At 46.0% G+C, this 12,057-nt stretch carries 15 protein-coding genes; 7 read left to right on the forward strand and 8 right to left on the reverse strand.

Annotation, left to right across the window (positions count from 1 at the left end; genetic code table 11):
- Positions 1 to 218 precede the first annotated feature (218 nt).
- Positions 219 to 416, forward strand: a complete 198-nt coding sequence (locus QUB30_RS10160; protein WP_333332709.1) for a hypothetical protein — start codon at positions 219 to 221, stop codon at positions 414 to 416.
- Positions 417 to 555: 139 nt separating this feature from the next.
- On the opposite strand, the gene QUB30_RS10165 is transcribed toward QUB30_RS10160, so the two are convergent.
- From QUB30_RS10165 to QUB30_RS10180, 4 genes are all read right to left on the reverse strand, one after another.
- Positions 556 to 729 carry a hypothetical protein gene (locus tag QUB30_RS10165; RefSeq protein WP_333332712.1) on the reverse strand — a complete coding sequence of 58 codons (174 nt, stop codon included), beginning with the start codon at positions 727 to 729 and terminating at the stop codon, positions 556 to 558.
- Between the two features lie 180 nt (positions 730 to 909).
- Positions 910 to 2,391: an S-layer homology domain-containing protein gene (locus QUB30_RS10170; RefSeq protein ID WP_333332715.1), complete on the reverse strand. Its 1,482-nt coding sequence runs from the start codon at positions 2,389 to 2,391 to the stop codon at positions 910 to 912.
- A gap of 265 nt (positions 2,392 to 2,656) precedes the next feature.
- Positions 2,657 to 3,643: a DUF6263 family protein gene (locus QUB30_RS10175; protein WP_333332719.1), complete on the reverse strand. Its 987-nt coding sequence runs from the start codon at positions 3,641 to 3,643 to the stop codon at positions 2,657 to 2,659.
- Between the two features lie 4 nt (positions 3,644 to 3,647).
- Positions 3,648 to 4,337 (reverse strand): polysaccharide deacetylase family protein, encoded by a 690-nt coding sequence (locus QUB30_RS10180; RefSeq protein WP_333332723.1) that lies wholly within the window; start codon positions 4,335 to 4,337, stop codon positions 3,648 to 3,650.
- Between the two features lie 79 nt (positions 4,338 to 4,416).
- Between QUB30_RS10180 and QUB30_RS10185 the strand changes: the two genes are divergently transcribed.
- The 6 genes from QUB30_RS10185 to QUB30_RS10210 all read left to right on the forward strand — a co-directional run bounded on the left by QUB30_RS10185 (position 4,417) and on the right by QUB30_RS10210 (position 9,216).
- On the forward strand, positions 4,417 to 4,578 hold the full coding sequence (locus tag QUB30_RS10185) for a DUF433 domain-containing protein (protein ID WP_333036613.1): 162 nt from the start codon (positions 4,417 to 4,419) through the stop codon (positions 4,576 to 4,578).
- A 360-nt stretch (positions 4,579 to 4,938) separates the two neighbouring features.
- The gene (locus QUB30_RS10190; protein ID WP_333135748.1) at positions 4,939 to 5,706 is read left to right on the forward strand and encodes a ChaB family protein; all 768 of its coding nucleotides are present in this window, start codon (positions 4,939 to 4,941) and stop codon (positions 5,704 to 5,706) included.
- A gap of 321 nt (positions 5,707 to 6,027) precedes the next feature.
- The gene (gene rd / locus QUB30_RS10195) at positions 6,028 to 6,186 is read left to right on the forward strand and encodes a rubredoxin (protein WP_333332727.1); all 159 of its coding nucleotides are present in this window, start codon (positions 6,028 to 6,030) and stop codon (positions 6,184 to 6,186) included.
- A 24-nt stretch (positions 6,187 to 6,210) separates the two neighbouring features.
- Positions 6,211 to 7,476 carry an NAD(P)/FAD-dependent oxidoreductase gene (locus QUB30_RS10200; RefSeq protein ID WP_333332731.1) on the forward strand — a complete coding sequence of 422 codons (1,266 nt, stop codon included), beginning with the start codon at positions 6,211 to 6,213 and terminating at the stop codon, positions 7,474 to 7,476.
- Between the two features lie 165 nt (positions 7,477 to 7,641).
- The gene (locus QUB30_RS10205) at positions 7,642 to 8,310 is read left to right on the forward strand and encodes a hypothetical protein (RefSeq protein WP_333332735.1); all 669 of its coding nucleotides are present in this window, start codon (positions 7,642 to 7,644) and stop codon (positions 8,308 to 8,310) included.
- A gap of 132 nt (positions 8,311 to 8,442) precedes the next feature.
- Positions 8,443 to 9,216 carry a class II aldolase/adducin family protein gene (locus QUB30_RS10210; RefSeq protein ID WP_333332739.1) on the forward strand — a complete coding sequence of 258 codons (774 nt, stop codon included), beginning with the start codon at positions 8,443 to 8,445 and terminating at the stop codon, positions 9,214 to 9,216.
- A gap of 111 nt (positions 9,217 to 9,327) precedes the next feature.
- On the opposite strand, the gene QUB30_RS10215 is transcribed toward QUB30_RS10210, so the two are convergent.
- The 4 genes from QUB30_RS10215 to QUB30_RS10230 all read right to left on the reverse strand — a co-directional run bounded on the left by QUB30_RS10215 (position 9,328) and on the right by QUB30_RS10230 (position 12,013).
- Positions 9,328 to 10,242 (reverse strand): Rpn family recombination-promoting nuclease/putative transposase, encoded by a 915-nt coding sequence (locus QUB30_RS10215; RefSeq protein ID WP_333332742.1) that lies wholly within the window; start codon positions 10,240 to 10,242, stop codon positions 9,328 to 9,330.
- Between the two features lie 37 nt (positions 10,243 to 10,279).
- Complete coding sequence (locus tag QUB30_RS10220) at positions 10,280 to 11,026, reverse strand: HEAT repeat domain-containing protein (RefSeq protein ID WP_333332745.1); 747 nt, start codon at positions 11,024 to 11,026, stop codon at positions 10,280 to 10,282.
- Positions 11,027 to 11,268: 242 nt separating this feature from the next.
- Complete coding sequence (locus tag QUB30_RS10225; protein WP_333332748.1) at positions 11,269 to 11,805, reverse strand: GNAT family N-acetyltransferase; 537 nt, start codon at positions 11,803 to 11,805, stop codon at positions 11,269 to 11,271.
- A gap of 4 nt (positions 11,806 to 11,809) precedes the next feature.
- Positions 11,810 to 12,013 carry a hypothetical protein gene (locus QUB30_RS10230; protein WP_333332751.1) on the reverse strand — a complete coding sequence of 68 codons (204 nt, stop codon included), beginning with the start codon at positions 12,011 to 12,013 and terminating at the stop codon, positions 11,810 to 11,812.
- Positions 12,014 to 12,057: the final 44 nt, after the last annotated feature.

Here is a 12,057-nt window from a genome sequence, read left to right on the forward strand (position 1 = left end):
GATTAGCCAGCACAAACTTCTGGGCAATCTCAGTAAATTTGTTGGGGGGTTGGCTCCCAAAAAGCCCAACCCCTCGAAATAAAAAATAGTAAAATAAAATTTTTTTATATAATCTTTAAAATAAGATGTGTTATTTTTATTTAATCTTTATATTTTGATTAAAATAATATGTGTTATTATTATTATTATTATTGAAAATACTTTTGAGGAAAAAACAAATGTTTTTAAACCAAGGAACCAGCAAACCCGAAGCGTCCCAAGAAGAAGAAAAAGTGAACGGCGACATGGCTTCGGTTTTGGAGGAAGAACTGGAACTGGACGATGTGCAACTAGCCACGGTCGTGGGGGGTGTTCGGGTGGGGTTGGGGTTCCGATTAATTAATACAACCGAGCCGTTAAAATTTGGAGAATGGTGAAGGGAAGAGGCGAGAGGCGGAGAGAAGAGGCGGAGAGAAGGGGGGGGGACAGCCGACTGACTATGATAACCGTAACCAAAAAAGTTAGAAAACTCAAGGAAGAGATTGTCGACCTGTTCCCCCGTCCCCTGTTCAGCTCTCAAATTCCCCCTCCCCCGGTCGCTTTTCCGACGATATCTGGCACTGTGGGGTAGCCGTTAGCGGGCACAAACTTTTCGGCAACGAGAGAAATTGCTTCAGGGGTTGGCTCCCAAAAAGCCCAAGGTAGTGTCATCTGTCCGATCGCAGATTTCTTCCCCTTGGGCTGACTCACAACGGGCAGCAGTTTACTTCCCCAGTGGCTGCGCTTTCGGTTTTGAGACTTGGGTTGGGGTTTGTACCTCCGACAAAACCCTAATCTTATCTGTGGGAATACAAACTTTTTGGCGAAACCCGCCCTTACAGATATTATCAGCGTTTATCCGCGTTCATCTGCGGTTAAAAACCTGCAAATCTACTTACTAGCATAACCCGTACTTACCAAAAACTCCCGCAACTTCCCAAAGAATTGAGTGCGATCGCGCCCTTGATAAACCCTCTCCAACAACTGCCAACCTTCCGCCTCCTGGCCCATGACATACTTGGTTGCGATGAAGGCCCCCAAAACCCCTTTCGCCTCCCCATTTTCACTCAGACGCTTGTTAGATTCCAGCCAAAGCTCAGCAGAATTCGTGTATACTTCCACCGGATACTGTTTGCTAACATCTTGCATTTTTCCGGCGCGGTACTGCCAAACTTGCAGCGGGAAGCGAGAATCAGCATAATTTGTAAAAGCCTCCGCAAATCGCCCGTCCTGACTCTTGAACTCTGGGATATCATTTTTGCCAAAATCGACAATTTCGTAACTCACATTGCCCCAGAAATGCTTGATGTGAGTGTATTTGTTAGCTGCCGAGTCGTAGCGGTAAATAAACGAATAATTGCAGCAGCGGACGCCGCTTTTGATTGAGACTAAATCTGCCAGCAGTTCCGGTTCCTTGTCGCCGTCCAAATCGCGAATTCGCAGCGATAACAAACGTCCTTCTGATATTTCTTCGCTGACCCTTTGGTCGGGGTTATCTACTAGAGAACGAGTCGGAATCAGCACTGGTTCTTCTAATAAACTTTTACCGTCGCGGATAATTTTGATGCGGAGATTTTTAGCATTTTCTGCTTCTTTTACGAAAGAAACTTCCGCCCGAACTTTCCCCGCTTCCGAGATTTCTGTTGTTCTCGCCGGGCCGATATTCGCCGGAACTTGGGCGATATATTGCGCAGGAACTAAGGCAGTTTGGCCTGGTTTGGCAATTGCTTGACACAGGAAAGTTGCTACTTCGGCGCGAGTAGCATTGCGCGTAGGTTCTAGCTGTTTGACGGCTGGATAATTGACCACCAGTTGTTTTTCTGCGGCTGCGGCGATCGCATTTCTTGCCAGTTCTGGAATTTCCGGCGCATCCTCAAAAGTCGCATCCAAAGTCTCAGCCGCCGGCCCCGCAGGCGTATATTTCAAGCCGCTGCTTAAAGCTACCAAAACCTGCCAGCGGGGAATATTCAAAGTCGGGTTAAAAATACTCCCGCTGTATCCAGACATAAAACCTGTTTGATAAGCTTCTCGAATCGCTTTAAAACCCCAGTAATTTGTAGGAATATCTGCAAAGTCGATCGGATTGCGGACGGTTTTCGCATCGGGAAAAGCCCTCCGAACCATCGCCGCAAACTCAGCGCGGCTGACTGGGCGATTCGGGCGAAAAGTGCCGTCTTCATAGTAGCCGCTGATAATTTTTTTCTCTGCTAACTCCTCAATGCAAGCTTGGGCCCAATGGTCGTTAACATCCTTAAATTTGGGTTCAGCAAATGCCGGCGCTACATTCAGACCTGGAAACACTAAATTCCCGATGATTATCCCCAGGGCTACCACTAAACCGATGATAGCTTGCCATCTGTGCGATCGAATCATAGAACAGACTCCTCTACTTGCAAATTGGCGATCGAAACTTTCGGAATTTTTATACTTTATATAGCTATCGTAAATCTTTTTTGAATTTCTTACTCCCTCCCCTTACTAAGGGGAGGGTTGGGGTGGGGTAAAAAATTTACGACTCCTGCAAGGATTGCTATATCAGGTATATTAACCCGATTTAATACCAGTTGTTAAAATTTTACCGGCGACTAAGGACACGGCAGTGCCGTGTCCCTACTTTTTAGAGTTGGTATAATAAACCTTATTTCGACTCTAAAGTCATCTCCATCGCCATTTTTGTTGTGATTGTTGATTCTTGAGAACTGCCAGCATTTTTAGCACTCATTTCGCTATTTGAACTAATAGACACAGTAGAGCGAAAAGGCATTAATCTATCCAAGCGCCCTGTAACTTTTCCCCGACCCTGAGAACTAAAAGATTTTAGGGTTAAGGTAGTTCCAGCAGGCAGTAGGGGAGAGGTAATATTTTGGGGGTTTGCTTGCTGCTCTATACTTACATTCATAGAGACAACTCCATCTTGCCAGCTAGCCAATTCATAGGTAGCAATTTGATTCACATTCATGCCACTGAAATCAGAGGAAGAAGAAACGCGCCATTTGGCTCCTTTTCCGACTGCTTCAGCAGGCAGCGGCGACGCAATTTGCTCAAGAGATTTAGACATTTGTCCAACCATTTGTTTGACGAAGTTGTCAGATCCTTCGGGCAAAATAATGTCACCTCCTTTATGAAAACCGCGATTGTCCATGATGAAAGATCCTTTCACTCCCACAATGTTTTTGAGTGCAGAACGCATGGCATCTAGGGCGGCGGGCTGGGTATTTCCAGTATCACCGACGATATCTGCATTAGTATAAGCAAACTCGCAGTAAATATCGCCGTTGGGATCAATTTTAGTGACTTTGGTCTCGAAAGTCATCACCGATACTGGAATTTGAGCCGCAGGCGAAGACTGACCGGATGCGGATATGTCCATATCCATTTTTACGGTCATCACACTTGTTTCTTTGACATCGATAGCTGGTTTTAAACGCAGTTCCTGTCGGGGTTCCACTCCCGGATTTAGCAATTCCACTTGCGGGGTTTTCGAGTTGGCGGCAGGCGCGGATACGCCACGGGCTGGCTGCTGAACTACAAGTGGAGTTTCAGCGCTGAGGGAAGCAGGAGAAAGCTCGATCGCCCATCCGGCACTCGCCAAACAAAGAGATGCAATAAACAGTGTTTTTTTCATTAACTTAATTTCCGGTTATTTGAATGTTTGCTTGTTGCCAAAGTCGATCTACTGTCACAAATTTGTAACCTTTATACAAAAGCAATGGAATTATTTTATCAGCAGAAGCTGCAACATCTTCGCCACCGCAAAAGCCGTCGTGCAGTACAATAATTGAGCCGCTTTCAGTTTGCTGCACGACGCGACTAATAACTTTCATCACCCCCGGCCGCACCCAATCTTCCGGGACGACGCTCCACATTACGGGGCGATATTCCCACTGTTGCAATAACTCTAATGTTCGCGGCGTAAAAATGCCGTTGGGCGGCCGCACGTCCAGGATTAATTTTGGGTCTAAATCGCAAGCTTTGGCAATTGCTTTCTGCGTGTCTTCTAAACTTTGTTTTAGTTCGTGGGTTTTGAGTTTGGGAAACGATATATGCTGGTAGCCGTGGAGGCCGATCCAGTGTCCGCGATCGTACACTTCTTTAGCCGTTTCGGGATGCCTGTCCACGCAAAATCCCAGCCAGAAAAAACTAGCTTTGATGTCGTATTTATCTAAAATTTTTAACAGTTGAGGTGTGTGCTGACGGTGCGGCCCGTCGTCAAATGTGAGGGCGATCTCTCGGCTGTTGATATCTCCAGTCCACAGACATCTGGGAAAAGCAGATTTGAGGATGGGATGAACGACAGGAAACAGGGGTGCTAGTGGCATTGATTAACCTTGTTAAATGCGATCGGGTAGAAATGAAGCTGCGTTACAATAAAATAAAGTTAACTTAATCTAGGTAAAGATGACAACTACCGTTGAGATTGGAACGCTAATTGTCAGCACGCCGGGAACTTGCGGCACACACCCGCGCATCGCCCAAACCCGAATTACCGTAAAAAATATTGCTATTGATGTTAATGCTAGGCTGACTCCAGAACAAATCATCGATCAAAAACCGCACTAGACTTGATCGCAAACACAAATTTATGGTTTACTAGCCTATTCTTTGGCGAATCAAGACAAACTCGACGCGGATATAGCAGCATAAAATGCTGATTTTGACTCCGGAAAATCTGAATACATAATCCAACTCAAACCGTTAAAATAGAATACGATCATAATATTAGTAAGGTTATATGAGAGGTTAATAACTATCTGTAATAGATGAGTAATCACTCCTTAAAAAATCTCTTAAGTCTTTTGATAGAGCCTCAAACTATGTCCCATTAATCGACCTCTATCTCGGGGTCGATGCGCTTACCCTACAGTGTCTTCCTATACTAAAAACTAGCACAGCTAATCTACCAACCATCAAGGAGGAACAATGACCGAGGAATATTTAGCCGAACGCACAGTTTCAGCCGTATTTAAGGAAGAAGAACAATTAGACGGCGTAATTCGGCGGTTGCTCGATCGCGGAGTTTCCCGGGACCACATCTCAGTAATGGGAAAAAACTTTCAATCTAAAACTAAAATTGCCGGCTTTATTACTAAAAAAGATGTGATATTAGGCGGTCTGCGAAGCGGGGCAATTTTTGGTTCCTTATTCGGTTCTTTTTTGGGTTTGCTAACTGGCGTCGGCGTGTTGTTTATTCCCTTTGTCGGTGCAGTAGTCTCGGCGGGCCCGCTGGGTGCGGTACTGTTGGGTGCAGCTAGCGGCGCGATCGCAGGTTCGGCCGGTGCGGGTCTAGTTTCCGCTTTAGTCGCTTTGGGAATGCCCGAAGACAAAGCAACAATCTATCAAACCCGCGTTGAAGCAGGCGAATTTCTCGTGATGGCAGAAGTTCCTGCAGATAAATCGGGCGAATTTCAACTCTTGCTAGAAAGTGCAGGTGGCGAAGAAGTTTCAGTTAGCGAAATGACCCTGCCGCGCGCCGTCAAAGGTCGCTGCAATAGTCCGGCAGATTTGTCTCCAGAAGTGCGATCGCACCTGTCGGAAGCTGCTCAAAAAACCTTTATGGAATCCTACAACGCCGCATTTGATGAAAGCAACGACTCGATACAAGCCGAACACACCGCTTGGAACGCCATTCACCAGCAGTACGAAGAAGATGAAAACGGCGTTTGGACTAAGCCTTTAGCGAAAGTCTAGTCTTGCCATCGCAGTAAACTAATAAAAGATAGAATGCAGCCTCTAGAACTTGGGTTCTAGAGGCTTGTAATATTTGAGAGTTTAGATTATAAAATATTGTCTCAGTCTTTTTAATCAAATTTTGGGACGGGCTAGAAGCCCATCCCACAAGAAAAAAAACTTGTGGGATGGGCTTCTAGCCCGTCCTATTTATTTTTTCAATCTTGTCTATTTTATAATTGTGAATTGTAACTTGTGAAAGATTTAATTTTTCTGGGATTGCACAAAGTTGGCTTGTCAAGTACAATCTATAGGCTTACAATCTAAAATTGAGTTAAGCAAATGCAAAAATACGTTTGTACAGTTTGCAATTACGTCTACGATCCAGAAGTAGGCGACCCCGACGGAGAGATAGCTCCCGGTACTGCCTTTGAAGATATCCCCGACGATTGGGTTTGTCCCACTTGCGGGGCAACAAAATCCGATTTTGAACCAGAATAAGCGAGAAAAAATTTGTCCGATCGAATGCTCAAAATTACAGTCATCGGCGGCGGTGCTGCTGGTTTTTTTAGTGCAATTACCTGTGCTAAAACCTACCCGCAGGCCCGCGTCACTTTACTAGAAGCCGGCCGGCAAGTTCTGGCAAAAGTTCGCATCTCTGGCGGCGGGCGCTGCAACGTTACTCACGCTTGTTTTGACCCCGGTGTTTTAGTGCAGAATTACCCCAGAGGAGGGAAAGCTCTGCGCGGTGCTTTTACTCGATTTCAACCCCGCGATACTGTAGAATGGTTTGCAGGTCACGGTGTGAAGTTGAAAACAGAAGAAGACGGGCGAATGTTTCCGATCACAGACGATTCGGGGACTATTGTTAACTGTTTGATCCGCGCTGCTGAGGATGCAGGCGTAAAAATTCGCACCGGCGATGCAGTAGTTTCTGTAAATAAATTAACCGGAAATACGGCCGAGGGCGAACACGGAGACACCGCCCCTAGTTTTGAAATTGAGTTGAAATCCGGGGAGAAATTGAAGTGCGATCGCATTCTTCTGGCTACAGGCAGCAATCCTTCGGGTTATAAGTGGGCAAAAGAGTTAGGTAATACTGTAGAACAGCCCGTTCCTTCTCTATTTACTTTTAATATTTCCGACAGCAGAATCAAAGATTTAGCCGGAATTTCTGTTCCTAATGCTAAGGTGAAATTGCCGGGATCTAAATTAGAACAAAGCGGGCCTTTGCTAATTACTCACTGGGGTTTAAGCGGGCCTGCTGTACTCAAACTTTCGGCTTGGGGTGCGAGATTTTTGCACGATCGGCATTATAAAACACCTGTGCTGGTTAATTGGCTTCCCCAGTACAATGCGGAAGTTTTGCGACAGCAACTGCTAGCGGTTAAGTCGCAGTTGTCGCACCGATTGATTGTCTCTAGCTGTCCGTTTCCGGTGCCGCGCCGCCTGTGGGAACGTTTGACAAGTTCGATCGGCATTGATGAGCAAAAACGCTGGGCCGACTTATCTAACAAAATCCTCGATCGCCTTCTGCAAGAACTCGTTCAAGGCGAATATCAGATTGCAGGAAAAGGGGCATTTAAAGAAGAGTTCGTCACCTGCGGCGGTGTCAACCTCAAAGAAGTCGATTTCAAGACAATGGAAAGCCGCCGCTGTCCCGGACTTTTCTTTGCGGGCGAAATCTTGGATATCGACGGGGTGACGGGCGGTTTCAACTTCCAAAGTGCTTGGACTACGGCGTGGTTGGCCGGGAACGCGATCGGCCAACCATCCGATTTTAGATTTTAGATTGGGGAAGATTTGCTCTGTAAAGGTTTGGGACTTGCGATCGCGCGCTCGGCTTCGCAGTATTAAATTTTGTGTTATTTTTGAATTAAGGCGCACCAAATGTGGGTCAACTTCGGCTTGCAGACAAAATTCGCAGTTTTGCGAAGTTAACATCGGGGAAGACAGATGAAAAACTTGAATCTACAAACCCTAAAGTTCGATCGCAACCTTGACAGCCATCTTGACTCACCTTTCATCGAACAAAATGGCTTGCTGGAATTCAACCCCAAATTTATCACTCCCGAATTTTTAACAACCTGGACGTTTGAAACACACCTGTACGACGAACAAGTTGCGATCGACCACTTTGTCATCACATTTCCCAGCCGCGCCGAACTCGAAAAATACGCCGAATCTTTTTATCCCTTCGGCGCCAAAATTGTCGAAGGCCCAGACTTGTTCCCCATTAACTTTTGTTCGACAAACATTAACGTTCCCTGCGACTTGTGGCTGCATTTAATGACCTTATTAATGCCAGCGGGCGGCTTAGTAGTATTAGATGCGCCCCACGCAGCCGGCGACCAAAAAAACCGCTTCCAGGAAGAAAGAGGATTAGCAGCAGTTCACCACGTCGCGATTCGAGTCGAAAACGTGCAGAATGTTGCTACAATATGGCAAAATAAAAACTTTAAACCGCTATCAGAGCGTCCTCTAGACTACGGCTCATTAACCCAGTGGTTTATGCAAAACCCCGCCGGACAAATTCTCGAATTAATAGAACGTCGCCCCGGCAATAACGCCACCTTCGACTGCAAAAACATCGCAGGTTTGCGCCTTAGTGAAGTCGCAGTTTAGTAGGGCAGGCAAGATGCCGGCCCCACAGTTCCCAATTCAAATTTCCCAATTCAAAATTTATCTCGTTCCCAGTCTCTGACTGGGAATGCCGATTCGGGGGCTCTGCCTCCTGTCTTTTCACTAATAAAATATATGGTTGCAATAAAAATCCCAAAAGTCACTTTTCAACCCCCAACATTCCACTCACTTGAAGAAGAACGCCGCCACCGCAAACAGCGTTTAGCCGCCGCATTTCGATTATTTGCCCGCTTCGGATTCAGCGAAGGAATTGCCGGACACATCACCGTCCGCGACCCCGAACACCTAGACCATTTCTGGGTCAATTCTTTTGGAATGCACTTTGGTTTAATTCGAGTCAGCGACCTAATTTTAGTCAACCACAAAGGCGAAGTTGTTGAAGGAAATAAACCCGTAAACGAAGCAGCATTTGCCATTCATTCTCAAGTGCACAGCGCCCGCCCCGACGTAATCGCAGCAGCCCACGCTCATTCTCCCTACGGCAAAAGTTGGTCGAGTTTGGGCCGCCTGCTTGACCCGCTGACGCAAGATGCTTGTTCTTTTTATGAAGACCAAGCTTTATTTGACGATTACACCGGAGTTGTTTTGGAAATTGAAGAAGCTAAACGCATCGCCAAAACTTTAGGTGAGAAAAAAGCGATTATTTTACAAAATCACGGACTGTTAACAGTAGGTCAAACAGTAGATGAAGCAGCTTGGTGGTTTATTGCAATGGAACGTTCTTGTCAAGCGCAGTTAATGGCCGAAGCAGCGGGAAAACCAATTCTCATCAAGCCGGAATGTGCGCGTTTGACACAGCAACAAGTAGGGTCTCACCGCATGGGATGGTTTAGCTTTCAACCGCTTTATGACATGATAGTGCGTCGGGAACCCGACTTATTAGATTAGAAACTCGGCGGTTGAAACAGCTACTACACAAACACAGCCCGCCTGTGGCTAATAAAGCATGAAGGGGGTATTAAAGCCGGATTTAGTATCAGGAGTGCAAAAGTTATAAATTCATGCTGAAGCCGATTCCAACCAAGCTATCAAATCCTCTTGAGTGGTAAAATCTAACAAGATTTCACCTAAATCCTGTAATTGTTCTAGAGATAACAGCCGAATGCGAGTTTTAGTTTCTGGTGGGATTTCGCCAGTGCGCCGCGCGAGTAGACGCAGGATTAATGCTGTTTGCCCCTCAATTATGCCTTCTTGGCGACCTTCTTGCATCCCCTTAATAACAGCACCGCGTTGGTCTTCAAAAAACATTTCCCGCTTTTCTAATTCCTCTAATTCCTTAAGGGTTAAATTAGTTCTGCTGGCGATGGAAAAAGCTGTTTGAATTTCGGGCATTGATGCAAATTTTTCGGGAATTTCATCGAAGAGGGGAGCATTTTTGATAAAATAAATGCAGCTTTGAATTAGGTTTTCGATTTGTTCTAGTTCTTGGTTAAACTTGGGCAGTTCTACAAACACTAATTCGATTTCTCTGTTATAATACTCGAAGTTTTCTTCGAGTTCTTTAAAGACAAAATGGGTGAGAAATTTTTCTGTATTTTCAAATAGAATAAAATCTGTAATTGTTAAAGCAATCAGAGGATTTAATTTCGAGTATCCTTCCCTGGGTCGGAGTTGAGTTGCGTAGGTTTTGGCGGCATTGTACACTACCCGTTTAGTAAAAGCTTCTACATTTATTACCTGCATTTCGATAATCACAGTTTTGTTGCCTGTAATTTTGGCTTTAACATCCAGGTAAGTGTCTTTTAATCCAGTAACGCTCGGCGCGGCGTAAGGGTCAATAATTTCTAAGTCTTCAATGGTTGGCTGTGCGTCATAGAGCATCGCATTGAGGAAGCTAATCAAAATGTCTTTGCTCTGGGGCGAACCAAATATTTTTTTGAAACCAAAATCTGTTTTAGCGCTAATGAAAGGCATAATTAGTAATGGGTAATTAGTAATTTGGGCGTTTAAATCACAAAAGTCCTTCCATTTCTAAGTCTTCAATTATCTGCAATCCGCGCGGGTCGCCGACTCGCAAGAGCGAAGATTTAGCATCTTCCCGCACGCCCATGTCTTCATCTTCTTCTAAAGCTTCAATCAAACCGTCGATCGCCCCAGCGTACACTACATTATTCGGCAATTCCCGCGCCAGTTGCCCGATCGCCCAAGCGGCATTACTTCGCACAGCAGATACAGAATCTCCCCGCAGCGCTTGAATCAACGGCGGAATCGCAGTAATTACCACATAGTAACCAACTTTTGCCATTTGACCCAGAGAACTCGCCGCCCACAAACGCACCGCCGAAATATCAGTTTTCAAAGCATCAATTAAAGATGGCAAAGCGCGGTGGTCGCTGCAATTTCCCAAGGCCCAAACTACCCCTTTGCGAACGTAACCGTTCCAGTCGCGGTTAAGCTGAACAATCAGCGGTTCCACAGCATCGGGACTCGGATTTCGCCCCAACGCATAAGCCGCGCTCACTCGCACCAAGGGGCAACCGTCTCTCAATAAATTAATTAAATGCGAAATTGCTCGATCGTCCTGCAGTTCGCAAAAAGCCCGCGCCGCAATCATCCGGTGCTGAGGTTCCGGGGATTCCAGCAAAGGCAGCATTTCCTCAGGATCTGGCAGCGGGGGTTCGGATCCGTCAAATTGATCCAAAGGGCTTTCCAGTTCCGTGTCAGTATCAAGGGCGTTGGAGTAGTCGTTATTGTGCATAAAAAAACTTTACCGCACTGAGGATGCTCCTCAGCAACTCAGACAACGGTCAACAGCAACTAGGATAATACCAATAAAAGTATTCCGAGGGAGGAGTGAAGTCCTCATGTGGTTCATAGTGAGGACTTCACTCCTCCATAAAGTTCTCCGTCAAGACTTAAGTCCCCATAAAGTCACGAAGTTTTCAGCTTCTTTATGTATCAGGACTCTTCGTCCTTACTACAAACAGTACCTTTTATTTTTCACAGAGACTTGAGCATCGAGAGGGAATGACTTTGATAGCCTAATTTTTGATATAGATTCAGCGCAGGCTGATTGCTCAGAAATACTTGCAAACCCATTTGCCGATCGCCCCTTTCCCGCGCCCAATTTTCAGCATGAATAACTAAAGCTGCACCGACTCCTAGACGGCGATGTTCCGGTGCTACGTACAGCAAAAAAATGTGAGCGTAGCGTTCTCCGGTGGTTTGGTCGATCGCATTTCCCAACCACAAACATCCGACAACCGATGTCAGATTTTGGGCTTGAGATTGAGGATTGAGGTGCTGCGAGGGAAGCACCGGCAAAATTTCTGCCTCTTCCTGGCTGTTTTTCTGGCACTCTACCCACCAAACCGGCGTCTGGTTAGAAAAATACTGCTCGACTGTTTGAGCCAAATGTCCCAATTCCCCATCCGGGTAAAGCTCTTGGTATGTCCGGTGCATAAACTTTACCAGTTTTGCTCGATCGAGTCCCGATCCTGAGCGCAGCCGGTAGCCCGGTATTAGTTGAGCAGACATCAGCTCAGCGGACACCGAGAGCGGCATAATTTAGCCCCAAGAAAATTGGATTGACTACTGCCGCTTGCTTTTGGGGGATCGCTTCCTCAATCGGTGCGGGGGCAGCCATGTCACCAGGCAAAAAGATGCGAGCACTGACTGCTACCAGAGCCGCGAAAAATACTAATACCGCTATTAATGGAGCAATGTATTGACGAATGATACCCATAACCGCAAAAACTTAATTCTTGAGTTGATCTTATCAAGTGTAGC

The sequence above is a fragment of the Microcoleus sp. BROC3 genome, from assembly GCF_036702515.1.
Lineage (GTDB): Bacteria > Cyanobacteriota > Cyanobacteriia > Cyanobacteriales > Microcoleaceae > Microcoleus.